At 69.0% G+C, this 24,222-nt stretch carries 15 protein-coding genes and 3 pseudogenes; 12 read left to right on the top strand and 6 right to left on the bottom strand.

The genetic code is table 11. The features are described 5' to 3' along the window. Nucleotides 1-1,499 (top strand): annotated as a pseudogene (locus tag U0177_RS13260) (glycosyl transferase); the annotation flags it as partial. A 61-nt stretch (nt 1,500-1,560) separates the two neighbouring features. Here U0177_RS13260 and U0177_RS13255 read toward each other — a convergent pair. Both U0177_RS13255 and U0177_RS13250 read right to left on the bottom strand, forming a co-directional pair. Next, nucleotides 1,561-1,779 carry a Franean1_4349 family RiPP gene (locus U0177_RS13255; RefSeq protein WP_409571110.1) on the bottom strand — a complete coding sequence of 73 codons (219 nt, stop codon included), beginning with the start codon at nt 1,777-1,779 and terminating at the stop codon, nt 1,561-1,563. A gap of 3 nt (nt 1,780-1,782) precedes the next feature. Continuing rightward, nucleotides 1,783-6,180, bottom strand: coding sequence for an adenylate/guanylate cyclase domain-containing protein (locus tag U0177_RS13250; protein WP_409571109.1), 4,398 nt, complete (start codon nt 6,178-6,180; stop codon nt 1,783-1,785). 232 nt (nt 6,181-6,412) lie between these two features. Here U0177_RS13250 and U0177_RS13245 point away from each other — a divergent pair, with 232 nt between their 5' ends. Then, nucleotides 6,413-7,279 (top strand): hypothetical protein, encoded by an 867-nt coding sequence (locus U0177_RS13245; RefSeq protein ID WP_409571108.1) that lies wholly within the window; start codon nt 6,413-6,415, stop codon nt 7,277-7,279. Between the two features lie 346 nt (nt 7,280-7,625). Here the strand turns inward: U0177_RS13245 and U0177_RS13240 are convergent, their stop codons facing one another. From U0177_RS13240 to U0177_RS13225, 4 genes are all read right to left on the bottom strand, one after another. After that, a complete protein-coding gene (locus U0177_RS13240) occupies nt 7,626-10,184 on the bottom strand; it encodes a DUF11 domain-containing protein (protein WP_409571107.1) in 2,559 nt (852 codons plus the stop codon). An 81-nt stretch (nt 10,185-10,265) separates the two neighbouring features. Further along, nucleotides 10,266-10,499 (bottom strand): hypothetical protein, encoded by a 234-nt coding sequence (locus U0177_RS13235; RefSeq protein ID WP_409571106.1) that lies wholly within the window; start codon nt 10,497-10,499, stop codon nt 10,266-10,268. A gap of 124 nt (nt 10,500-10,623) precedes the next feature. Further along, the gene (locus tag U0177_RS13230) at nt 10,624-12,096 is read right to left on the bottom strand and encodes a hypothetical protein (RefSeq protein ID WP_409571105.1); all 1,473 of its coding nucleotides are present in this window, start codon (nt 12,094-12,096) and stop codon (nt 10,624-10,626) included. A 59-nt stretch (nt 12,097-12,155) separates the two neighbouring features. Beyond that, complete coding sequence (locus U0177_RS13225) at nt 12,156-12,872, bottom strand: lysoplasmalogenase (RefSeq protein WP_409571104.1); 717 nt, start codon at nt 12,870-12,872, stop codon at nt 12,156-12,158. 147 nt (nt 12,873-13,019) lie between these two features. Here U0177_RS13225 and U0177_RS13220 point away from each other — a divergent pair. The 10 genes and pseudogenes from U0177_RS13220 to U0177_RS13175 form a co-directional block, all read left to right on the top strand. Next, nucleotides 13,020-15,110 (top strand): annotated as a pseudogene (locus U0177_RS13220) (ATP-binding protein); the annotation flags it as partial. Further along, nucleotides 15,109-15,765 carry a response regulator gene (locus U0177_RS13215; RefSeq protein WP_409571112.1) on the top strand — a complete coding sequence of 219 codons (657 nt, stop codon included), beginning with the start codon at nt 15,109-15,111 and terminating at the stop codon, nt 15,763-15,765. The pseudogene U0177_RS13220 and the gene U0177_RS13215, both read left to right, overlap by 2 nt. A gap of 156 nt (nt 15,766-15,921) precedes the next feature. Further along, a pseudogene (locus U0177_RS13210) lies at nt 15,922-16,116 on the top strand (helix-turn-helix transcriptional regulator); the annotation flags it as partial. 250 nt (nt 16,117-16,366) lie between these two features. After that, a complete protein-coding gene (locus U0177_RS13205; protein WP_409571103.1) occupies nt 16,367-16,690 on the top strand; it encodes a two-component system response regulator in 324 nt (107 codons plus the stop codon). Between the two features lie 99 nt (nt 16,691-16,789). Then, nucleotides 16,790-17,722, top strand: a complete 933-nt coding sequence (locus tag U0177_RS13200; RefSeq protein ID WP_409571102.1) for a carbohydrate ABC transporter permease — start codon at nt 16,790-16,792, stop codon at nt 17,720-17,722. Nucleotides 17,723-17,749: 27 nt separating this feature from the next. Then, on the top strand, nt 17,750-18,670 hold the full coding sequence (locus U0177_RS13195; RefSeq protein ID WP_409571101.1) for a carbohydrate ABC transporter permease: 921 nt from the start codon (nt 17,750-17,752) through the stop codon (nt 18,668-18,670). A 201-nt stretch (nt 18,671-18,871) separates the two neighbouring features. Further along, nucleotides 18,872-20,311 carry an ABC transporter substrate-binding protein gene (locus U0177_RS13190; protein ID WP_409571100.1) on the top strand — a complete coding sequence of 480 codons (1,440 nt, stop codon included), beginning with the start codon at nt 18,872-18,874 and terminating at the stop codon, nt 20,309-20,311. Between the two features lie 113 nt (nt 20,312-20,424). Next, entirely contained in the window at nt 20,425-22,083 is a 1,659-nt protein-coding gene (locus U0177_RS13185) for a CRTAC1 family protein (protein WP_409571099.1), read from the top strand. 106 nt (nt 22,084-22,189) lie between these two features. Next, a complete protein-coding gene (locus tag U0177_RS13180; RefSeq protein WP_409571098.1) occupies nt 22,190-22,966 on the top strand; it encodes a hypothetical protein in 777 nt (258 codons plus the stop codon). After that, nucleotides 22,947-24,197 (top strand): hypothetical protein, encoded by a 1,251-nt coding sequence (locus tag U0177_RS13175; RefSeq protein WP_409571097.1) that lies wholly within the window; start codon nt 22,947-22,949, stop codon nt 24,195-24,197. The genes U0177_RS13180 and U0177_RS13175 overlap by 20 nt, the downstream gene beginning before the upstream one ends. Nucleotides 24,198-24,222 lie beyond the last annotated feature (25 nt).

Here is a 24,222-nt window from a genome sequence, read left to right as displayed (position 1 = left end):
ACATCGCCTACGGCCGCGCCATCCCGGTCGAGACCGGGCTCTCGTACAACCTGTGGGCCTTCAACGAGCCGCGCGAAGACGACGACACGATCTTCCGCACGCTCGAGAGCATCCGCAACCCGGCCGAGCGCAGCGACTACGCCAGCGCGAAAGGGCTGGCGCGCCTGCGCGAAGACCCAGCCATCCTGCTGCGCAAGCTCTGGCCGAACTGGGTAGCGATCTGGCGCGTCAAGCCGATCGAGGATCGATTTCTTCAGGAGAACTACTACAGCGACGTGCCGCTGCCGCTGTTCGGCGCGGCGCTGCTGTTCGACGACGCGCTATACCTGGTGGTAGCGCTGGCGGGCCTGGCCGGGCTAGCGCTGCTGCGCGGGCGGGAGCCGCAGAGCGCACCGGGCAGCGGCGCGGGCGGGCAGATCGAAGACAGGCCGCCAAGCCACAACGAGCCAGCCGCAGCTCGCAGGCTGCTGGGGGCGCTCCGCACGCCGCGCGCGCTGCTGATCTGCTGGCTGCTCTACGCTGTCGGCACCATGCTGCTGACGCACGGCGAGGCGCGCTACCGCCACTTCCTGTTCCCAGTGCTGATCCCCTACGCCGCGTGGGCACTCGTGCGAACAAGGCGCTCTGCAGCGCTCGCCGGCAAGCAACGCCCCGGCGCGCGATATGCAGTGCGCATTACACGCTTCCTGCTGCTGGCGGCGCTGGTCGGCGGCACGTGGCTGCTGTACTACCCGTGGGGTTGGGCCGCGCAGAACCTGGCGCGCGGCTGGTACGCGCAGCGCGCCGAGCTGGCGTGGGCTCTGGGCGACCAGGCCGGCGCGCTGCGGCTCGACGAGCGCGCGCTCGACGTGCGCGAAACCCTGGATGGCTGGCTGCGGCTAGGCGACCACGCGCGCGCCGCAGGCGACACCCAGCGCGCGCTGGCGGCCTACCGCGCGGCGCGCGCGATCGGCGCCGACTACATCCCCACCGCCGCCAAAACCGGCGACCTGCTGCGCGCCGAGGGCCAGCCCGACGCCGCGCGCGCCGCGTTCGGCAAAGACAGCGTCGCGCAGCAGCCGCTGACCGACTGGAGCTGGCGCGAGCTGCGCCCGCCCGCGCGCGAAACGATCGCCGTCGGCGATGGCCTCGACTTCGGCTACGTCGGCGGCGTATACCCGGCCGAACTGCTGGGAGGCTCGGCGACGCGCTGGACCAACGGCGAGGGGCAGCTGCGCTTCGGCGCGGCGCCGCTGGCGGCGCCAACCACGCTGCTGCTGCGGCTGCGGCTGGCGGCGCCGCGCCCCGACGGCGGCGCGGTAGCGGCGCAGGTGTGCGCCGCCGGGCAGTGCCAGGCGCTCGTGCTCGGCGCCGGCTGGCGCGCATACAGCCTGGCGTTCACACTGCCGGCCGGCGCGCCGCTCGAATTCACCATCCGCAGCGGCACCTTCGCCGCACCCGACGGCCGGCGCCTGGGCGTGATGCTGGGCACGGCTGCGATCATATCGATCGTACAGTAGCGCCTGTGCCAACAAAAAACCGGGCGGCTGCGCGCCGCCCGGCCAAGCTGCACCCGGTTCGCTACACAAAACCCAGGCCGCCCGTCTTTGTGATGCGCTCGTCGAGCGTGCCGGCGAAGCTCGCCAGGCTCTCGGCGTCGAGCGCCTCAAGCGCGCTCAACTCAGCTTCGGTAAGATTATAGCCCTTGCAGGCCTCACGAGCATTCTCGATCAGCGCCTTGCGAAATTCGGCGTCGGTGACGGCCCGGCCAATCACGCGCTCGACCTCGGACTGCGACATAGCTTAGACGCTCCTTTCTTCGACGGTACGCAGGCGTTTGAGTTCACCATTCGCGCCTATGCTAATAAACGTATCTTTGGCCCGTTTTAGGTACGCGCCGCCGTCGGATTGGTTGCCGCTTTGGGCCAGCGCCAGGCCATATGCGGCCCAGGTGCGGCCAAGCTCGAAACGATCCTTGATCGTACTCAGCGACTGGACGCTGGCCTCGAACAGCGCGCGAAATGGCTCCCCGCGCTGCGCCGCCACCTGGGCCAGCAGGCGTTGCGCAACACCGGCCTCGCGCCGGCTACCGATTTTCTCAGCCAGATCGAGCGCCTGGCCGGCGAGCTCGCGCGTGCGCGCGTTGGTTCCGCGCTCGAGCTCAATTTGCGCCAGCGCGTTCAGGCTTTCGACCTGCAGCCCCTGGCTGTGCAGGCGCTGCGCATGCTCGAACGCCTGCGCCGCGCACGTGTATGCCTCGTCGAGGCGAAGCGCGCGCAGCAGCGCCAGCGCCATATGCATCAGGCTGTTGGCCTCCTGGTAGACACTGCCGAGCTGCCTGTTCAAGCGCAGCGCCTCGCCAAACGCACCAATGGCCCGATCGTACTCCCCCTTGTGGTAAAACACAATGCCCAGCGTATTATGCGTTTGGGCGATATCATGCTGCGCGTTCAGCTGGGACACAATCACCAATGTCTCGCCGCAGCGCTGTTCGGCCAGATCGTACTTACCCAGGCAGATCAGGCTGTATGCCGAATTGCCGATGGCGAAGGCGATTAAAAAGCGCAGGTTGATCTTCTTCGCCAGCTCCTCGGCCACCGCGTAGTGCTCGATCGCGCGCTCGTACTCGCTCTGCAGCTGCCACAGGTAGCCAAGGTTGTTGTGCGACGCCGCCGTGCCGGGCAGGTCGTCGACGAGGGTACGCAGCGCCAGGCTACGCTCGAAATGCTGGTGGGCGCGCGGGTAGTCGCCGCGCATGCCGTAGATCGCGCCGAGCGTCGAGTGCAGGCGCGCCTCGGTCTTTTCGTCGTCGAACGAGTCCGGGTCGTCCTGCACCGCCAGCAGCCCCTCTTCGCACGCGGCGATCGCGAGGTCGTACTCGCCCAGGCGCTGGCGCACCAGCCCGATGTCGGCGCAGATCATGGCCACCGCCAGCGCCGAGATGCCCTGGGCACCCGAGCGCACGAGCGCCATGGCCTGGCCCAGCTCGGCCAGCGCGGCGGCGTACTGGCCTTGCTTCTCGAGCACGTTGCCGCGCTTGCGGTGGGCGCGCTGGGCCGCCTCGGGCGCCACGCCGGGCGTGGCCAGAACCGCGGCATGCTGCGCCAGCGCCTCGTCGTAGCGGCCGATGGTGGCCAGCACATCGCCTAGGGCGTCGCGCGCGGCCCGCGCGCGCGGGTCGGCGTCGTCGCCGGCGAGCGCGTCGAGCGCCCAGCCATACGACTGGATAGCCTCGTCGTTGGCGTACACCGCCTGGGCGCTCTGGCCGGCGCGGATCAGGAACTCGACCGCCTTGTCGCGGCGGTCGCTCAGGCGGTAGTGGTGCGCCAGCAGGCCGTAGTAGTCGTCGAGGTCGCCGCTATGGCGGCGCTCGAGGTACTCGCCGATGCGGCCGTGCAGCTCGCGCCGGCGGGCGTAGAGCATGCTCTGGTAGGCGACTTCCTGGATCAGCGCGTGGCGAAACGCGTGGACGCGCTCGGGCTCGCTGCGCTCGAGCGCGGTCAGGTCGGCGGCGTCGAGGCGCGCCAGCTCGCGCAGCAGCACCTGCTGGTCGAAGTTCTGGATCGACTGGAGCACGCCGAACGGGATGCGCTGGCCGATCACCGAGGCGAGCCGCAGCACGGTGCGCGTGCCGTCGTCGAGCTGGTCGATACGCGCGAGCAGCAGGCCGCTCAGGCTGTCGGGCAAGTTGTCGAGCAGCGTTTCGGCTAAAGGTTTGAATGTTTGCAGGTTTGCAGGCTGAGGCTCGATGGCCTGTAAGCCTTCCACGGTTTTAGCGCGCAGCTGGTCGGCTTCCCATCGCTGCATCACCACGCGCAGCAGCTCGGAAAGAAACAAGGGGTTGCCGGCGGCGCGCTCGACCAGCTGGCGCACCAGGGCGGCGGGCAGGTTGTGCTGGCCGGCCAGCGCCGCCACCAAGTCGCCGCTTTCGCTGTCCGAAAGCTCGCTGAGCGCCAGCACCTGCGCGCCATCGGGCTCGGCGTCGAACATCGGGCCGGGGCGATGCGCGGCCAGCAGCAGCGCCGGGCGGCCACCGAGCGCGGCGGCCACGCGCCGCCACAGGTCGAGCGAGATCGGGTCGGCCCAGTGCAGATCTTCGAAGAGCGTCAGCAGCGGGCCGCTGGAGGCGGCGTGCAGCAGCAGCTGCTCGATCAGCTCAAAGCGGCGCACCTGGCGCAGCTGCGGATCGAGGCCGCGGGTCAGGCGATTGTCGGGCACATCGAGCTTGGCCAGGTCGCCCAGCAGCGGCAGCCACTCGTCCATGCCGGGGCCAAGCAGCGCCAGCGCGCGGCGGATCTTGTGGGCGCGCAGCTCGTCGCTATCGCCCGAGGCGATCGCGCAGAAGGCCTTGAGCCACTCGCCCCAGGCGGCGTACGGGATGCCGGCGGTATACGAGAAGCAGGCCGCGTGGATCACGCGCACGCCGCGCGCCTGGGCCGCCTCGGCCAGCGCGGCGACGAGGCGGCTTTTGCCAATGCCCGCGTCGCCGACCACGCGCACGGCGCGGCCGGCGCCGCTCAGGGCCGCGTCGAGCTGCGCGCGCAGCCAGCTCTGCTCGGCGCCGCGCCCGATCAGCCGGCCGGCAGCCAGCACGGGCGCGGCCGGCGCATCGCGCGGCCCGGCCAGGCGGAACAGCTGCACCGGCAGCGCCTTGCCCTTGAGCGCGAGGTAGCCGCGGTCGTCGCAGGCGATCTGCCCGCCGATCGCGCGCGCCGCCGCCTCGCTGCACCACACCTGGCCCCACTCGGCGGCGCTCATCACGCGCGCGGCCACGTTCACCGCGTCGCCCATCACCGTATACTCTTTGCGCGCGGCGCTGCCGACATTGCCGGCAAACGCAGTGCCGAGGTTCAGGCCGATGCGCTGGCGCAGCGCCATGCGTTCTCCAGGCGGTATCGGCGGCGCATGCGCCGCGCCGGTTGTTGGCCAGGCGGCGCTGTCGGGCGAAGGCGCCGCAGCTATCTGGCCGGCAATCTGCCGGTTCACCGTTTCCAGCCGAAGCTGCATCTCGAGCGCGGCGCGGGCGGCGCGGGCCGGGTGATCCTCGTAGGCCAGCGGCGCGCCGAAGATCGCCACCAGCTTGACCCCCTGGTCGGCCACGTCGAGCTTATTGACCATGCCGCCAAACTGCTCGGCGACGGCGTGCATCGCGCCGATATACAGCTGCAGCGCGCGCGCCGCCGCGTCGGGCGGCAGCGCCTCGGCCAGCGCCTCGAGGCCCAGCACCTGCGCGAACAGCACCGTCACCGGGCGCAGGTCGGCCTCGACGTGCGGCAGCTGCGGCTCGGCCAGGATGCGGCGCAGCAGCGCCGGCGGAATATAGCGGCTGATCTGGTCGAGGTCGTCGAGCAGCAGCGGGATGGCCTGCTCGGGCGCGGCGTCGATCGGCTCTTCTTCGGGCAGCGGCAGGTGCGGGCGGGCCGGGGCGCGCAGCGCGGCCAGGCGCCAGAACCCCGGCGCCACCTCGTCGGCGCTGGCCAGCGCGGCCAGCTCGGGCCAGGCGCCGGGGCCAACCACCACCTCATTCGGCTGGGCCAGCGCCTCGGCGGCGGCCACGCGGTTCACGGCAGCGCCCAGCGCGCTGTAGTGCAGGTGATCGTCGCCGCCGGCGCTCGCAAACGCTACGCGCCCGCTCTCGACGCCGACGTGCAGGTGCATGGGGAAGCTGCCCGCGCCGGGCACCTCTTGCACGTAGCCGCGCATGGCCGCCTGAAGCGCCAGCGCGGCGCGGGCCGCGGCGCGGGCGTGCCGGTCGTCGCCGAAAAACGCCAGCAGCGCGTCGCCGCCAAACGCCACCAGGTCGCCGCCGTAATCGTGGATCACCTGGATCAGCAGGGCGAAGACCTGGTTCAGGCAGGCGGTGACGATCTCGGTGCCCTCGCGGCCGAGCGTGCTGAGGCGTTCGGCCAGCGCGGTGGAGCCCGACAGATCGGCGAATAGCAGCGTGCCGTCGAGCCAGTGCAGCCAGGGGCTCCGCAGGCGCTCGCGCAGCAGCCGATCGCTGAGCATGCGCGGCAGGTACGAGTGGATGGCCGAGCGCGCGCAGGCCAGGTGCACAAACGCCTGGATCACGCTGGGCCGGGGCGGGGGAGCACCGGCGCAGAGCAGGGTGTCGGCGAGATCGGCGGGCAGGTAGAGGCGCAGGCGCGGCCCGAGCGCAGCATCAAGCGGATCAAACTGTAGGCGATCGTGCTGCGCCATACCACACCCTTCGCAACGAAAACAACAATGTGGTCGGTCTATGGTCGCATATCGTACGCAACACTGGCATTATAGCCCAGGCATACTGCCATGACAAGGCATCAGGGCGATCTCAGGAATTTGAGCGTAACCTGAGGCAGGCCCCATTCGCCTTTCATGGTGTAGCCATACGTACGGGGCTATACTCAACCTAACGAACGACGACAACCCGAGCAATCAAAGGAGCAGAGAGATGAAACGTATACTTGGTTCAATCGCAGCGCTGGCGACGGCCCTGCTGATTGCCGTACAGCCGGCATTTGCCGCGCCGATTATCGGCAACCCAGCGTTCAGCCGGGTGTGGGATCGCCAGGATCTAGCGATCGCGCTGCACCTGACCGGCCGCTCGTGGACGTGGGGGCCAGCGCCGATCAGCGAGGTGCTGCGCGAGCAGTTCGCCGAGGGCGTCGAGGGCAAGCGCACGGTGCAGTACTTCGACAAAAGCCGCATGGAGATCAACGACCCAACCGCCGACCAGAACGCGAGCTGGTATGTGACCAACGGCCTGCTGCCGATCGAGCTGATGACCGGCCGCCAGCAGAACGGCCTGAACCTGTTTGAGTTCCGCGGCCCGGCGAAGATCACCGCAATCGGCGACCCCGACCAGTTCCCGACCTACGCCGACCTGCTGCCGCTCTACCAGAGCCCCGGCGCCGTCAACCCCGGCGACCTGGGCAAGCCGGCCACGGGCTTCCTGAACCCGGGCGGCGCGATCACCGGCTTCAACGACTACGCCAACGACCCGGCGACGCTGCTGGTGCGCGGCGAGAACAACCACGGCGTGGCCAAGGTGTTCATCGACTACATGAGCCAGGAAGGGCTGGTGTCGGAGGGCGGCAACTTCAAGAACGGCAAAGTCTACGACCCGCTGTTCGTGTTTGGGCTGCCGGTGACGGGCGCGTACTGGGTGAAAGCCAAGGTCGGCGGCGTCGAGCGGCCGATCCTGTTCCAGGTATTCGAGCGGCGCGTGCTGACGTACAACCCGGCCAACGATCCGGCCTTCCGCGTCGAGATGGGCAATGTCGGCCAGCACTACTTCCAGTGGCGCTACGGTAAGTAATACCAAATTCCGCTTGATGACGTACACTTTGGTGGGTTTGGGGCGGCTTCGCCGCCCCGCAACCGGCGGCGCCCGGCAAAGCCGGGCGCCGCACAAGAAAACACAAGTAATCAAACGGAGTTGGTATAATACGAACTCGGCACGTGTCCATTTCCGCGCAAAGCGCGGAAAATGAACACGAAGATGAGCAAGTACCCTGCTGCCGCAGGCTTATCTCATACTGAGCGGAAGCCGAAACATGCAAGTACGTAACTTCTGCTCATAACGAAGAAGGGGCGGCGCCGCCCCGGAACCCCACTATACAGCACGTGATCTGCCCGATACCGGGCGACCAGGCCGCCCCGGCTCAGTTAGCCGCGACGGGAATAAACACCTGCTGGTCGTTGGCCATGCCCAGCGGCGACAGCGTGACCGGGCCGTAGTCGTGGGTATCGCCGCCGCTCTCGGTCTCGACCAGCCAGTAGGTTGCGGCGGCATCGGGCGCGGCGGTGGTATCGAGCCAGCTGTAGCTCGCGCCGCCCTGGCCGCGCCCCTGCGCCACGATCGTCTCGGTGGTGACGCGCGTGGCGTGCGCGCGCACGCCATCGGCGCTGCGGTACAGGTCGAAGCCCCAGCTGTTCACCTCGCTGCTGGTAACCCAGGCGAGCAGCACGCCGCCAGGCTTGCGCGTGGCGGTGAACGAGCTGAGCACCACCGCCGTGGGCGCGACCGGCGTCGTCACGCTGGCCTGGTCGTCTTCGGCCGGGTTGTTGTTGCCCGGCGTCGAGTCCGGGTCGAACTGTGCCGCAGCGCTGACCTGCGCGGTGTTGGTGACCTTCTGATCGGTAATCACCAGCACGTACAGCTTGAGGCGCACCGTCTGGTCCACCGCCAGGTTGCCGATCAGCCAGCTGCCGTTGGCGGGGTTGTAGCTGCCCTGGCTCGGCTCGGCGCTGCTGTACTGCACGCCGGATGGCAGCGGGTCGCTCACCGCCACGCCGGTGGCCGCGTCGGGGCCGCTATTTGTAACGCTAACGGTATAGAACATCGCGTCGCCGTTGGTGGCCGACGTATTGCTGGCGGCCTTGGTCAGGCTCAGATCGGCCACCTGCGGCGTCACTGCGGCGCTGGCCTGGTCGTCTTCGGCCGGGTTGTTGTTGCCCGGCGCCGAGTCGGGGTCGGGCTGATCGACCGAGGCGACCTGCGCGGTGTTGATCATCGGCGTGTGGCCGGTGACGCGGGCGCTCAGCCGCAGCCGCGCGCTGGTGTTCACCGGCAGCGTGCCCACCGACCAGTCGCCGCTGGCGTCGTCGTAGCTGCCGGCCGATGGCGTGGCGGCCACAAACTCAAGCCCAGCCGGCAGCGGGTCGCTCACCACCAGATCGGTGGCGTTGGCCGGGCCGCTGTTCAGCACCACAATATCGAACGTGACGGTATCGCCAACATTCGGCCGCGGCTGGTCGACGCTTTTCGTCAGCGAAAGATCGGCCGCCGCGATCGCGTCGATGTCGTTGCCGGTGGCCAGGTACGGGTTGCCGATGCTATCGCGGTAGAGCAGCGCCACGTCGTTGCGCACCGGCCCCACCGGCGCGTCGGGCGTCGTCTGGATCGACAGCCGCACGCTGCCGTGGCTGCCGGTGGTAAGCTTGCCGCTGAGCGTATACACCACCGCGCCGCCGTTCTGTGCGCAGCTGCCGGTGAACGGCGCGTCGATCGCGCAGCTCAGAAACGACGTGTAGGCCGGCAGCGTGTCGGTGATCACCATCTGCAGCGCGGCGCCGGGCACCGCGAGCGGGAACGGCGCCATGCTCGCGGTGTTGGTGAACTGGATGGTGTAGTTCAGCACCTCGTTCGGGTGCACATCGACCAGGCCATCGTCCTTCGATACCACCGCGCGCGGCGTGGGCGGCTGCTGGAAGTAGGCCGGCACGTTTTGCTGGCCCTCCTGGATGAAGTGGCGATCGTTGCCGGCGCACGAGACGATCTTCCACCAGCCGGACTCGGGGTTGGCGATGGTATCGCCGGTGCCGCGGCTGGTGCGGGTGCCGCGGTTCCACACGCCCGGCCCCGAGGCTGTGCCGGGGAAGGCCACGCCGCCGGGGTTGTAGTAGGTGACCGAGCCAGAGGCTTCCATGTCGAAGTTATGGAACGACACCTGCGACTGGTTCGGCGCGACATACTCATACAGCGTCAGGCAGGTCGAAGGATTCTGCGGATGCTTGAAGGCCGTCTGGATCACGCCTGCGATGATCTCGTCGCCGGTGCCGGGCTGGCCATCAGGGTCGTCGTAGTTCGCCGGGGTGCGGTTATTCGGGTTGTTGTCGTTGTCGTAGCCGACGCGCATACGCCAGACGTTGCCGTTATCGCCGCCGGCCTCGGAGCGCAGCACATACACGCCGCACTGCACCGGCGCTGTGAAGGTGTAGAAGCGCTTCCAGCTGGTTTGCACGTTGGTCGGCGCATAGATGCGCTGGATGATGCTGCCGGCCGCGCCGGGCGCCGGGTCGCCCACGCCCGGCCCGACGGTCACGTTCGGGCCGTAGAGCTCAAACACAGTACTCTGGGCCGGGTCGTTGCGCAGCTCGTCGGCCGCGCCCTGCTTCGAGAATTCGGGGCTGTAGAGATCGAGCATCACCGGCTTGTCGGCCGGCCAGCCGCACGGGATGGCGAACTGCGAGTAGTAGTAGCCCGAGCCCACGCCATTCGCCGGGTTGCTATACCAGGCGCCCTGGGTGATCGGGAACGTCGGGCCAAACGACTCGACCACATACGCGGCGGCGCCGGCCGGGGGGATCTCGGCGGCGCGCGCGAATGGAAAGGCCAGCGCCACGACCAGCGCCAGCGGCATCGCAAACGCGAGCGCCCAGGCCAGCCGCGCGCGGCGCCGGAGGGTGGTCGCATTCTTTGGTGTCTTCTGAAATATCACGGGCAACCTCAACAGTGTTCGCGGACGGGAGCCAGTAGGCGTTTTTCCTCCTCATCATAGCGCGACACGTTGACAGATCGCCTAGCGGTTAGCCGGCGCAGATAACGATTCGTTCACGGCGCCGGCGCCGGCCGCCGCTCCGCCGCGCAGCATGTTCTCTACCAGGTATGCCGGGGCCACAGCCGCAGCGGGGAGCGCGGCGCGGAAGCGCACCAGAAACACCCGTGGGCCACAGGCAGGGCACGCGGCCAGAGGCGGCAGCATGGCTTTGCTATGCGCGGCGAAGCGCTTGCCGGCCAGGGCGACGGCCAGCACAGGGCAGCGCGCGGCGCTCGCCGCAGAGGCCTGCGGGCGAGCGCAGCGGGGCGCCGAAGGTGGTGTCAGCTAAAAAAGGGGGCATCCGAGGCAATGACAGCTTTGTAAGCAGCTGATTCCGCGCCTACGTCGTACGCTCAACCGTCGCGCTGCCGTTTGGGAAGGCAACCACCACCGAGCGCGGCTTGAGCGCGCCGGCCAGCTGATCGCGCCCAACGATCTGCGGGCGCACGCGCGGCCCGCAGGCCAGCCGCACGATCGCCTCGGCGTGCGGCGCGGCGAGCGGCGGGTCGACGAGCAGCATACGCGCGGGCGGCTGGCGCGCGCACACATCGGCGGCCAGGCGCCAGAGGCTGCCGCCCGGCCCGGCCCCGGCGGCGAAGCGCGCCTCGCGCGCGTGCAGCTCGCCGCCGGCCCACAGCGCCAATACCACGGCGCCAAGCGCCAGCAGCCACGCGCCAGCCGCCAGCGGGCGCGGCGCAGGCTGCGGCGCGGCAGAGCGGGCGCGTCGCAGCAGCAAGGCAACCAGCAGCGCCGCCGCCAGCGCCGGCAGGTACAGGTAGCGCGAGTCGGGCGGCGAGGCAAATGGCGCGGTTGGCAGCAGCGTGAGCCCGAGCGCTAGCAGCGCCAGCACCAGCGGGCCGCGCGGGCCATCGCGGCGCAGCGCCGCCGCCAGCAAGGCCAGCAGCAGCAGCGCCACCAGCGCGCCGGCCGGCACCAGCCAGGCGTTCTCGGCGTGCTCGGTGCCGGGCAGCGGCGCCGCCAGCAGCGCCAGGCTGCGCAGCGGGTTCAGCAGCAGCTGCGGGCCAAGGCCATAGCCGCCCTGGCGCAGCAGGTAGTTGCGGCGCTCGACAAGCGCCTGCACGCCGGCGTAGGCCAGCGTGAGCAGCGTGGGCAGCAGGTACGGCGCCAGGCGCGCGCGCGGCGCACCGGCGGGAAGGCGCGTACCCGGCGCGCAGGCGCCCAGCAGCACCAGCAGCGGCAGGCCGATCACCGCGCTTTCTTTCGCCAGCAGTGCCAGGCCCAGCGCCAGGGTTGCGGCGAGCAGGCGCGGCGAAACCGGGCCAGGCGCGCCGGCCCGGCCGGGCAGCCACAGATGCAGCGCCAGCAGCAGCAGCGCCGCAGCCAGCAGCTCGCTTTGGGCCGAAACCCACACCACCGCCTCGAAAGGCGCGGGGTGCAGCGCCACGATACCTGCCGCCACAACGGCAGGCGCAAGACCAGAGGTGAAAGAAGGTGCGCTTTCGCCCTTGGCGCTTGGTCGTTGGCCGTTCGTCAATCGGTAGGCCAGCCAGCCGAGCAGGCCGGCGTTCAGCAGGTGCAGCGCCAGCGACACCGCGTGGAAGCCGCGCGGGTCGAGGCCAAACGCGCGCACCTGAGCGCCAAACAGCAGCCACACCAGCGGCCGAAAAAAATGCGTCTGCGCGGCCGGGTCAAAGGCGGCGCGCAGCAGCGCCGTGGCGCCCAGGCCGCGCACATTCAGCAGCCACTGGTAGTCGTCGGCGGCGAACGGGCGCTGCCACAGCTCGCGGTAGGAGTACAGCGCCACGAGCGTGATCGCAAGCGCCGCCAGCGCAGCGAGAAAGGTACGGCGCATGGTTCATATCCATTCAGTACATTGGCCGGCCGTATCGTATCATATTGCCGCGCGGCCGATCAGGCCGCATCGGCGCCCTGATCGAAGCCACCGACGATCAGCGCCTGGCCGGCGATATAGGTGAGCCACACCACGTCGCCGATCTGGTTGAAGTGGGCCTGGCGAAACAGCCGCGCCGCCAGGATGATGTCGGAGAGCAGGAACAGCCCGCCGCCGAGCGCCACGCCGGTATAGCGCCGGTCGGCGGTGGCGAGCGCGGCGGCGGCGCCGGCCATGCTGGCCAGCAGCAGCGCGTAGGCCAGCGCGGCATAGTTCAGCGCCGCGCTGATCTTCGGGTTGCGCACCAGCCCTAGCCAGCCCGCCAGCGCCACCAGCCATGCCAGCGGCAGCGCGGCGCGGCCGGCCGCCGGAATATCAAGCCCGGCGGCGCGCCGCCGCGCGCCCAAGGCCCGCAGGTAGCAGCCGTGGCCCACGCCAAAGCTCAGCATGCCGAACAGCACGTGCTCGGGCAGCGGCAGCAGCTCGGCCATGATCAGGTCGCCCACAAAGCCGCAGCCCATGCCAGCCGCCACCAGGCGGGACGACCCGCGCCGCGCCTGCAGCAGCGCGGCCAGCAGCACCAGCGCCGACGAAAGCATGCGCAGCGGGCGCGGGATCCTATTCACGCCGCGCTCGTCGCGCCGGCCGAGCAGCAGGCCCAGAAACAGCAGCAGGCCGGCCAGCGCGTAGATCGGCCCGGTCGCGCGCTGCCGGCGGCGCGGCACTGTATGCGCCATTGTGCACCCTCCCTCGCACCCAAACACACTCGCAGCGGAAGCAGGCAGAGCATAGCATAGCCTGGCGGGCGCGCGCAACCTTGTGGCAATTTGATGAAGTGGCCGATCGCCTGTACAATCACTCACCGCGCTTAACAGGAGACGGTGATGGCGCACACGCCGCGGATCGGCATTCAGATCGAGCTCGACGACCCGTTCTGGGTTCAGGTGCGCGAGGTCATGTGGCAGCGCGCGCAGACGCTCGCCGCCGAGCTGGTCGAGGTGAACATCCAGACAACCCACCTTGCCAGCGCCGACCAGCAGTCCGAGGTGGTCGAAGACCTGATCGTGCAAGAGCTCGACGCGCTGATCAGCAATACCTACCCGCTGAGCCTGCTTAGCCGCATTCTCGAGCGCCAGATCCCGATCATCTATGTGAGCGAGATCGCCCTGCGCCACCCCTGCCTAGTCTCGCGGCTTGGGCTGTACGACGCGGCCTACATGCTCGGCCGCTTTCTCGACGAGCGGCTGGCCGGCCACGGCACGCTGCTGATTGTCGGCGGCGAGTCGTTCGGCGAAGACAATGGCCAGAGCCGGCTCGACGGCTTTGCCGCCGCGCTGGCCGGCGCCGGGCTGTACAGCATCCACCGGCTGCCGAGCGACTGGACCTACGAGCAGACCCGGCCGCGCGTCGAGGCGTTTCTCAGCCAGCACCCGAACCTGCACATCGACGCGATCTTCGGCCTCTCCGACTCGCAGGCCCTGGCGGCGCGCGATGTCTGCCAGGCGCGCGGCCGGATCAACCGCCAGACGCTGATCCTGGGCGTGAACGGCGACCCGCTGGCGCTCGCGGCGATCGCCGGCGGCAGCATGACCGCCACAGTCGAGACCGACGTGGACGATATCGCCACGCAGGCGGTGGCGCTGGCCTACCGCGCCGCCCAGGGCGAGCCGCTGCCCGAGCACTTTCGCTACGCTCAGCGCCTGATCACCGCCGACAATGTGGCCGAGGTCGCCGTGCGCAAGATGCTGAGCCTGGCCACGCTGCCGACGCACCTGCTCGACATCAACCGGCGCAACGAGCAGCAGCGCCGGCTGCAGCTCGCCACCGGCCAGGCGATCGACCGGCAGGTCGGCCTGATCCTCGACGAAGGCCAGCTCGCATTGGCGATCACCGCGCTGATCCGCGATAACTACGGCTTCGACCACGCGCGCTTCTTGCGCTGGCACGACGACACCCAGCAGCTGAGCGAGGTCGGCGGGCGGCACGCGGCCCAGCCGCTCGATCCGGCCTGCCCGCTGGCCTACGCGCTGGCGCACGATCAGCTGGTATTCATCCCCGACACACTCACCAGCCACCGCTTCGCGCCCGACCCGCAGTGGCCGGCCACGCGCTCGCGCGTGGTGGCGCCGGTGCACCTCGGCGGCCAGATCATCGGCCTGCTCGACCTGCACCGCCAGCGCGTCGCGCACCACACCCGCGAGGAGCTGGGCGGGCTGCAGCTGCTGGCCGATCGGCTGGGGATCTCGGCGCGCAATGCCGAGCTGTACGCCCAGGAGCAGGCCGCGCGCGCCGCCGCCGAGAAGGCCGACCAGCTGAAGACGCGGCTGCTGGCCAACGTGAGCCACGAGCTGCGCACGCCGCTGAACGTAGTCCTCGGCTACAGCTCGGCCGTGCTCGGCAACCCGGCGATCTACGATACCGCGCTGCCGCCGGCGCTGCTGCACGACCTGCAGCAGATCTACAGCAGCGGCGAGCACCTGATCCGGCTGATCAACGACCTGCTCGATCTCTCGCGCGCCGAGATCAACGAGCTGGATCTGTTCCCCGAGCTGATTGAGCCACGCGCATTTCTCAGCAACGTATTCGGCACCATGGCGCGCGGCGCGGCGGGCGGCGCGGTGGAATGGCGCGCCGCGCTGCCCGACCGGCTGCCGCTGATCCAGGCCGACCCGGTGCGGCTGCGGCAGGTACTGCTGAACCTGCTGAGCAACGCCAGCAAGTTCACCGCCTCGGGCGCGGTCGAGCTCGGCGCCGACGTGCTGCCGCCGCACCTGCACCTGTGGGTGCAAGACACCGGCGCGGGCATCCCGATCGACCTGCAGGAGCGCATCTTTGAGCCGTTCGTCACCAGCGAGCAGAGCAAGCGCCGCCAGGAGGGCGTGGGCCTGGGCCTGAGCATCACCCGCCGGCTGGTCGCGCTGCACGGCGGCAGTATGTCGCTCGAAAGCCAGCCCGGCCGCGGCAGCACGTTTCATGTGTACCTGCCGAGCATCGCCGGGCAGCTGCCGAGCCTGCCGGCCAACGCGCGGCCCACGCTGCTGCTGCTGGCGCACCACGACCAGCCGGTGGCGCCGGTGGCCAGCTATGCCAGCGCCAGGGCTGGGGCTGGCGCGGCTGCGCCCCAGCGACGACCTGCCGACGCTGCTGCGCAGCATCCAGCCGAGCGCGCTGGCCTGGGATCTCGCCCAGGCCAACCTGAAGGACTGGAGCATGCTCCAGCAGATCCGCGGCCTGCCGCAGCTCGCACAGCTGCCGCTGATCGTGTATGGCCAGGCCCAGCCCGGCGAGAGCGGCGTGACGCTCGGGCTCACGAGTTTTCTGGTGAAGCCGCTGAGCAGCCCGGCGCTGATCGACGCGCTGAACGCACTGCGGCCGGCCGGCCCCGACGGGCTGGTGCTGATCGTCGACGACGACCCGCAGGCGCTGCGGCTGTACGAAGGCATCGTCGCGGCCGAGCTGCCGAGCTACCGCGTCGAGACCAGCGACTCCGGCGCGGCAGCGATCGAGCGTCTGCGCCACACCGTGCCCAGCCTGGTGCTCCTCGACCTGATCATGCCCGAGGTCGACGGTTTTGCCGTGTCGAGTATATGTGCGCGCAGCCGCAGCTGCGCCGCGTGCCCGTGCTGGTGATGAGCGGGCGCACGCTGTCGTTCGACGACATCCACCGCCTCGACCACGCGCTGGTGACATTTCAGAGCAAGGCGCTGCTCTCGGCCGGCGAGACCGCCGCCTCGCTGCACCGCGCGCCCTCGGCCGCCGACGCTGCCGCAGCAGACAAGCGCGCTGGTGAAGCACACCGATCGCGTACTTGCAGCAGTACCACAGCGGCCGATCGCCCGCCAGGACCTCGCGGCGGCCGTGGGCGTCAGCAAAGATTACCTCAGCCACATCTTCCACCGGGAGCTCGGCTTCTCGCCCGGGAATACCTCAAGCGCCGCTCCCCATCGAGCGGGCAAACCTGCTGCGCGAGACAGCCACAGCATCACCGAGATCGCCATACAGGTTGGCTTCGACGACCTCTCATACTTCAACCGCGTGTTCCCCGGCGCACGCCGGCTGCTCGCCACGCACATACCGCGAGCAAGGGCGCCAATAACGCAGCGTTTGTCCAAGATTGTCGCGCTTTTATCCAGGACTTCCCCGGCTTTCTTGCAGGTTCCCTTTAACCAAGTTTCCATCCGCATACACAACGATATAACAAGCCGCAGAGCAGGCGATTCCGATCGTCGATATGATGACTCGACGCGTGAGCTGTCCTCCGCGCGCGCTAAGCCAGAGCTACCAGGTGTATACCGCCAGCGACGAGCAGAACATCCTGGATATCGTCCATCAGCACGCCATCCAGGCGGTGGTGCTCGAGCCAGGCCCACCCAACGGCCGTGGCTGGAATGTCGTATCGGAGCTGAAACGCAACCCAAACACCAGCGCCATCCCAATCATCATCTGCACGGCGCAGGATGAGCGGCGGCGCGGGCAAGCCCTCGGCGCATCGGCCTACCTGGTGAAGCCAGTGCTGCCGACACTGCTGCTCCAGGCGATCCAGCTGGTGATCTAGCAGGTACGCGATCAGCGCGCTCAATCCATATCAGTCGAGACAATGCTGCACGACTGCGCGACAGACGTCACGATCCGAAGAAGGAGAAATGGAGGCCCCATGAGCAACAGCGCGAATGCCCTTCCCATTCAGCGCACCCAGCGGCCGGCATGGCTGAAAGGCTGGCTTGCCGGCGAGACGTGGCTTGCCTGGCTGTTTATTCTACCCAGCCTGATTGGCTTCACCGCGTTCTACGCCGTGCCGGCCGTGCGCGGCGTGTTCATCAGCTTCACCAACTGGGATCTGCTCAGCACGCCCAAAGTTGTCGGCATTGCGAACTACCAGAAGCTGCTGCGCGACCCGCAGTTCTGGCAGGCGCTGCGCGTCACGCTGTACTACGTGCTGCTGAACATCCCGCTGCAGACGGCGCTGGCGGTGGGGCTGGCGGTGCTCATGGATCGCCTGACGCAGTCGATCGTCGTGCGCGGCGTGCTGGTGCTGCCCTGGCTCATCCCCAACGTGGTGGTGGCGCTGCTGTGGCTCTGGATGCTCGACCCGCAGCTTGGCGTGGTGAACCAGATCCTCGGCGTGTTCGGCATCTCGCGCCAGCCGTTTCTCGGCTCGGTGAGCCAGGCCATGCCTTCGGTGGCGTGGATCAACATCTGGCGCCACGCCGGCTACACCGCGCTGCTGATCTTCGCCGGCCTGCAGACCATTCCAAAAGACGTGTACGAGGCCGCGGCGATCGACGGCGCCACCGAGCGGCGCATGTTCTGGTCGATCACCATCCCGCTGCTGCGGCCGGTGCTGGTGTTCGTGCTCGTCACCACGGTCATCGGCTCGTTCCAGATCTTCGACACCATCGCGATCACCACCAAGGGCGGCCCGGTGAACGCCACGCGCGTGATCTTCTGGTACATCTACGAGTTCGCCTTTAGCCGCTTCCAGATGGGCTATGCGATGGCTGCGGCGGTGATCCTGTTCTTGATCTTGATCACGATCACGCTCGTCCAGATGCGCTACCTGCGCTCGGGCGAATCCGACCTGGCCTGATTCTCGCACATCTGGGAGGCGATAGCTATGGCGACAAATGCTTCGGCGCTGACGCTGGTGGGCCAGCGGCGCAAACGGGTTTCGATCGGCCGCGTGCTGGCGTGGGCCGGGCTTCTTCTGGCGATTGTGGTGGTGCTCGTGCCATTCTACTGGGTGGTGCGCACCGCGCTGGCCACCAAAGTCGAGCTCTACGCCAACCCCAGCCAGATCACGCCGCCCGGCTTCACCTTCAGCAACTTCGCGCGCGTGCTCGGCCAGGTGAGCGCGGCCGACGCGATCGCCGCCGGCGGCTCGGGCCAGGCGCTGCACTTCTGGCTGTACCTGCGCAACTCGGTGATCGTCACCGCCCTGACGGTCGTGGGCCAGCTGTTCTTCAGCGCGCTGGCGGCCTACGCCTTCGCGCGGCTGAACTTCCCGCTGCGCGACAAGGTCTTCTTTCTGTATATCATCGCGCTGATGATCCCGGGGATCGTCACGCTCATCCCGAACTACATTCTGATCCGCTCGCTCGGCTGGCTCGACACATTCCAGGGCATCGTGGCGCCGGCGTTTCTAATGTCGCCGTTCGCGGTCTTCTTTCTGCGCCAGTTTTTCCTCGGCATCAACCGCGAGGTCGAGGAGGCCGCCAAGCTCGACGGCGCCTCGCTGTTCGGGATCTTCTGGCGCCTGGTCATCCCGATCAGCGGCCCGCCGCTGGCCACGCTCGGCATCCTGACGTGGATCGGCACCTGGAACGACTACCTGTGGCCGCTGCTGATCGGCAAGGACGAGAGCGTGCGCGTGCTGACGGTGGCGCTGGGCGTGTTCCGCTCGCAGACGCCGCAGGGCGCGCCCGACTGGGGCGGCCTGATGGCCGGGGCTGTGCTGAGCATCCTGCCAAGCATCGCGCTGTTCCTGATCCTTGGCCGCAAGGCGATCAACTCGATCCAGTTCAGCGGCTACAAATAAAGCAGGAGTTTACGGCCGAGCCACGGCCCACCCGAGGTAGCTGAGAAAGGCCCAAGAATGCCGCGCCATGCGCCGCGCCAGGCGCGCCGGAAACACTTCCGGCGCAGCCGTGGCCCCCCATCGCCAAAATTCGGCCACGTGTGTACGCCGTCGGAGCCAATACCGTCCGTCAACAGATTGTCTCAAGAGGAGCTCAAACCAATGCAGCATCAGAAGCGAACGTTCCTGGCGGTTCTTTTCGCGCTGGTCGCCATGATCCTGGCGGCCTGCGGTGGCGGGGCTGCCGCCCCAGCCGCCGCGCCTACCGCAGCCCCGGCCGCCGCCGAGCCTACTGCCGCCGCAGCGCCGGCCGCCGCCGAGCCAACCGCTGCCGCAGCGCCGGACAGCGGTGGCGGCGTGGAGATCCGCTACCAGCTGTGGGACGCCAACCAGCAGCCGGCCTACCAGGCCTGCGCCGACGAGTTCCACAAGCAGAACCCGAACATCAGCGTGAAGATCGAGCAGCTCGGCTGGAACGACTACTGGAGCGGCATCCAGACCGGCATGGTCGGCGGCACCGCGCCCGACGTATTCACCGACCACCTGGCCAAGTTCCCCGAGTTCGCGGCCAAGGGCCAGCTGCTCGACATCAACCCGCTCGTCGAGAAGGACAAGGTCGATACCAAGCAGTACCTGCCCGGCCTGGCCGACCTGTGGGTGCGCGACGGCAAGCGCTACGGCCTGCCGAAGGACTGGGACACGATCGCGATCGTCTACAACGCCGACATGCTGGCCAAGGCCGGCGTCGACCCGGCATCGCTGAAGGATCTGACCTGGAACGCGCAGGACGGCGGCTCGTTCGGCCAGCTGATCGCCAAGCTGACGCTTGACTCGAATGGCAAGAACGGCCTCGACCCGGCCTTCGACAAGACCAAGGTGGTGCAGTACGGCTTCATCCCGCAGGGCTCGGGCGGCTTCTCGGGCCAGACGCAGTGGAGCTGGCTGGCCGCCAGCAACGGCTTCAAGTTCACCGACGGCCCCTGGACCAGCAAGTACTACTACGACGACCCCAAGCTGGCCGAGACGCTGCAGTGGTACGCCGACCTGAACCTGGTCAAGGGCTGGGCGCCGACCAACGCCGACGTGTCGAGCCTGGGCGCCGGCACGCTGTTCCAGTCGGGCAAGGGCGCGCTCACCAGCGACGGCTCGTGGACGATCGGCGACTATGTCAAGAACTCGAAGTTCAAGATCGGCTTCGCGCCGCTGCCGAAGGGCCCGCAGGGCCGCAAGAGCATGTTCAACGGCCTGGCCGACTCGATCTGGGTTGGCACCAAGCACCCCGACGAGGCCTGGGCCTGGGTGAAGTTCGCCTCGTCGCAGGCCTGCGAGAACATCGTGGGCGACACCGGCGTGGTGTTCCCGGCCATCCAGTCGGGCGTTGAGAAGTCGCTGGCCAAGCGCAAGGCCAACGGCCTCGACGTGAGCGCCTTCACCGAGCAGGCGCTCGACCCGAACGGCACCTTCCTGTTCCCGATCACCGACCACGGCTCCGAGATCTCGACGATCATGGGCCCGGTGATGGACAGCATCATGCTCGGCGAGAAAAAGGCCGCCGATGCGCTGAAGGACGCCAACACCCAGGTGAACGCGCTGTTCCAGTAGGCCGCTCGCCCTCGCGCTCTCGGTTTGCCGCGCCAGGCGCGGCAAACCGAGAATAAAGCTTACTTGCTTTGGCATCTCATAGATCCAGAAGCCAAAGTTACGGTTGAACCACTATGAAGCACGCACCGCCTATCGTAATCTGCCTCGTGGCCAGCCTGCTGGCCGGCTGCGGGCTCGCGGCAACTCCCAGCCGCTCGGCGCTGCCCGCAGGCCCGCCGGCCGCGCTCCGCGCCAGCGCCACGCCGCTGGCCCAGCCGCAGCCCTGCACCGGCGGCTTCGTGGCGCACACGCCCGGCTACGCCACCACCACGCGCGATGCCGAGCCGCGGCTGTTCGAGAGCAACGGCGCGGGCGTGGCGATCGGCGACCTCGACGGCGACGGCCAGCTCGACCTGGTGTTCGCCAACCTGGCCGGCCCCGATACCATTCTCTGGAACGGGGGCGGTCTGCGGTTCCGCGCCCAGCCGCTCGACGACACCGACTCGCGCGCCGCGCAGGCGGTCGATGTCGACGGCGATGGCCGGCTCGATCTGCTGTTCACCCACCGCCACGGCGGCGTGAGCCTGTGGCACAACCAGGGCGATGGCAGCTTCGCGCGCCAGCCGCTGCCCGGCGTGCTCGCACCGGCCTACGCCATGGCCTGGGGCGACCTCAACGGCGACGGACAGCTCGACTTCGTCGCCGGCTCGTACGATGCCGAGCTGGCAAAAGAAAACGCCAACGCCTTCCTGCTGAGCGGCGGCGCGGGCGTATACGCCTACACCCAGCACGGCGGCGCTTTCAGCGCACAGCGGCTGGCGCCAAAAGCTCAGGCGCTGGCGATCGCCCTGCCCGACCTGAACGACGACGGCAGGCCCGACATTCTGGTCGGCAACGATTTCGATACCCCCGACGCGGCCTGGCTGAACCAGGCCGGCTGGGCGCCCGCCGAGCCGTTCGCGGCCACGGCCGAGAGCACCATGAGCATCGACCAGGCCGACATCGACAACGACGGCCGCTTCGAGCTGTTCAGCACCGACATGAAGCCGTACGACATCGGCGTGACGACCATGGCGCGCTGGCTGCCCATGATGGCGACCATGCCACAGACCCACGCGCCCGGCGACCGCCAGGTGATGTCGAACGTGCTGCAGGTGCGCGACGCCGCCGGCCAGTACCGCGACGAAGCCATGGAGCGCGGCGTCAGCGCCACCGGCTGGAGCTGGTCGGCCAAGTTTGGCGACCTCGACAACGACGGCTGGCAAGATCTGTATGTCGTCAACGGCATGATCGCGCCCGAGCTGTTCGGCCACCTGCCAAAGTCCGAGCTTGTCGAGCAGAACCAGGCGCTGCGCAACCAGGGCCGCGGCTTCTTCGCGCCCGCGCCCGAGTGGGGCCTGGGCAGCACTGCCAGCGGGCGCGGCATGAGCATGGCCGACCTGAACGGCGACGGCAAGCTCGACATTGTGGTGAACAACCTGCGCGCGCCGGCCCAGCTGTTCGAAAACCGGCTGTGCGGCGGCGACGCGCTCGAGGTCGACCTGAGCTGGCCCGCGAGCAAGAACAGCCGCGCGCTGGGCGCGCAGCTCGTGCTCGAAACCAGCGCCGGCAGCCTCACGCGCGACGTGCGCGCCGGCAGCGGCTACCTCTCGGGCGACGCGCCGCGCGTGCACTTTGGCTTCCCGGCGGGCGCCACGCTGACGCGCCTGAGCATTCGCTGGCCCGATGGCGCGCGCTCTACGATCGACCAGCCGCAGCCGCACACGCTGGTAACCGCCACGCGGGCGAGCTGACACGGCGCTTGCGCTCTGCCCTTTTCAATGATACGGCTTAGGCGGTGGGTATTTTTGCCTTCGGCAGCGCGCTCTGGCGCTGCCGCTGGCAGAAGGGGCTTGACCTATGACAACCCAACCGGCGACATGGACGCAAACGCGTTTCCCCATCCTGGCGCTGCTGAACCCGCGCGAGTATACCTGGCTGCTGCTCGCCACGCTCGGCCTGGGCGCCGCGCTTGGCACCGCGCTGGTGCGCGTGTACCGCCAGCCGCTGTGGGTGGCGGTGGCGGCCGGGCTGGCGCTGCTGCTGCTCCCCGGCGTGCTGAAGTGGCGCGCCGACGCGCGGCGCTACGGCTATGTCGTGATGGCGCTGGGCATGCTGCTGGTGGCTCAGGGCTTCCATGGCGCCGAGCACGCCGCCCAGTGGCTCCAGTACCACGTGCTGAACTGGAGCGCGCGCGCCTCGACCGGGCTGCTCTCGCCGGCCAACAGCGAGTGGGTGCATTTTGTCTGGAACTGGACCGTGCTGGTGCTGGTTGTCGCGCTGATTGCCGGCGGCATGCGCAACCGCTGGGCCTGGCTGCTGCTGCTCTGGGCCGCCGCGCACACCCTCGAGCACACCTACATGTTCACGCGCTACCTCGAGGTGCTGGCCGAGCTGCGCCGCATGGGCGTCACAAAGATCACCGCGCAGGGCTTGCCCGGCATCCTCGGCCAGGACGGCTGGCTGGCGCGCAGCGACACGACGCAGGGCACGTTTCTGTGCCGCCTGCCGGCCGTCACAACCGCGATACGCCTTGATGTACACTTCTGGTGGAATGTCGGCGAGACGGTGCTGCTGGCGCTGGCGGCCCACGCCTTTTTACGAAAGCAACCACTCCATGAACGCCCCGTATCCTAACACTGCGGCCAGGCAGCCGCGCGCATGGCCCGTCGCGCTGGCGCTGCTCTTCGTCTGCGGCGCGCTCTACGCGCTCACGGCAGCCCTGCTTGGCCGCTGGGGCTCGCCCGACAGCGCCTACTTCAACCTGCTGGCCGACGCATTCCTGCACGGCCGGCTGGGCCTGAGCAACCCACCCGCCACCGTCGACCTGGCGCCGTTCAACGGCGCGTGGTATGTGCCGTTCCCGCCGCTGCCGGCGCTGCTGCTGCTGCCGTGGGTCGCGGCCGCCGGCGTGGCGCGCGTCAGCACCGTGCTGTTTGGCGCGGTCGTCGGCGGCGCGAATGTGGCGCTGGCGTTTCTGCTGCTCGACGCGCTGGCGCGCCGCGACTGGAGCAAGCTCGGCCGCGAGGGCAACCTGTGGCTCACGGCGCTGTTCGCGGTTGGCTCGGTGCACTGGTACATGTCGACGCTCGGCTCGGTCTGGTTTCTAGCGCAGCTCTGCACCGTCACGTTCATGCTCGCGGCCGCCTGGAGCGCGGTGGCCACCGGCTCGGCGCTGCTGGCCGGCGCGATGCTCGCCGTGGCCATGCTGGCGCGCCCGCACGTGGCGCTGTGCTACCCGCTGCTGCTGGCGATCGGCATCCAGCACGCCGCCGCGCGGCCTGGCGGGCTCAGCGCGCGCCGGCTGGCCGGCTGGGCGGCCGTGCTGGCGGCGCCGCTGGCGCTGAGCGGCGCGCTGCTGCTGGCCTACAACAAGCTGCGCTTCGGCAACCCGCTCGATTTCGGCTACCTGCGCCAGAACGTCGCGCGCGAGCTGGCCGCCGACCTGCTGCTGTATGGCCAGTTTAATCTGCGCTACGTGCCGCACAACCTGTGGGCTATGCTGCTGGCCGGGCCGGTGTGGAATGTGGCCAGGCGCCAGATCGTGCCGACAATCGACGGCATGAGCCTGCTGATCACCACGCCGGCGCTGATCTACCTGGCGCGCGCGCGCCAGCGTTCGGCGCTGGCGATCGGCGCGTGGCTGGCGCTTGCGCTGCTGCTCGTCCCGCTGCTCACCTACTACAACACCGGCTGGTGGCAGTTCGGCTACCGCTTCAGCCTCGATTTCATGACGCCGGTGCTGGTGCTGCTGGCGCTCGCCGCTGGCGCGCGCGTCAGCGCTACCATGCGCGCGCTGATCGTGCTGGGCGTGCTGGTGAACGCGTGGGGCTGCTGGTGGTTCCTGAACCCGCGATTTTTCGCGTAAAATAGCACGGCCTGCGCAGCGCGTG

This window comes from Kouleothrix sp., assembly GCF_046328425.1.
Classification (GTDB): domain Bacteria; phylum Chloroflexota; class Chloroflexia; order Chloroflexales; family Roseiflexaceae; genus Kouleothrix.
The sequence above is the reverse complement of the archived record's forward strand: the minus strand, read 5'-3'. Positions and strand labels throughout refer to the sequence as shown.

Coding starts and splice junctions, on each gene's coding strand:
- U0177_RS13255 (WP_409571110.1), bottom strand. CDS start 1,779: ATGTCGCAGTCCGAGGTCGAGCGCGTGATTGGCCGGGCCGTCACCGAC.
- U0177_RS13250 (WP_409571109.1), bottom strand. CDS start 6,180: ATGGCGCAGCACGATCGCCTACAGTTTGATCCGCTTGATGCTGCGCTC.
- U0177_RS13245 (WP_409571108.1), top strand. CDS start 6,413: ATGAAACGTATACTTGGTTCAATCGCAGCGCTGGCGACGGCCCTGCTG.
- U0177_RS13230 (WP_409571105.1), bottom strand. CDS start 12,096: ATGCGCCGTACCTTTCTCGCTGCGCTGGCGGCGCTTGCGATCACGCTC.
- U0177_RS13225 (WP_409571104.1), bottom strand. CDS start 12,872: ATGGCGCATACAGTGCCGCGCCGCCGGCAGCGCGCGACCGGGCCGATC.
- U0177_RS13215 (WP_409571112.1), top strand. CDS start 15,109: ATGTGTACCTGCCGAGCATCGCCGGGCAGCTGCCGAGCCTGCCGGCCA.
- U0177_RS13205 (WP_409571103.1), top strand. CDS start 16,367: ATGATGACTCGACGCGTGAGCTGTCCTCCGCGCGCGCTAAGCCAGAGC.
- U0177_RS13200 (WP_409571102.1), top strand. CDS start 16,790: ATGAGCAACAGCGCGAATGCCCTTCCCATTCAGCGCACCCAGCGGCCG.
- U0177_RS13195 (WP_409571101.1), top strand. CDS start 17,750: ATGGCGACAAATGCTTCGGCGCTGACGCTGGTGGGCCAGCGGCGCAAA.
- U0177_RS13190 (WP_409571100.1), top strand. CDS start 18,872: ATGCAGCATCAGAAGCGAACGTTCCTGGCGGTTCTTTTCGCGCTGGTC.
- U0177_RS13185 (WP_409571099.1), top strand. CDS start 20,425: ATGAAGCACGCACCGCCTATCGTAATCTGCCTCGTGGCCAGCCTGCTG.
- U0177_RS13180 (WP_409571098.1), top strand. CDS start 22,190: ATGACAACCCAACCGGCGACATGGACGCAAACGCGTTTCCCCATCCTG.
- U0177_RS13175 (WP_409571097.1), top strand. CDS start 22,947: ATGAACGCCCCGTATCCTAACACTGCGGCCAGGCAGCCGCGCGCATGG.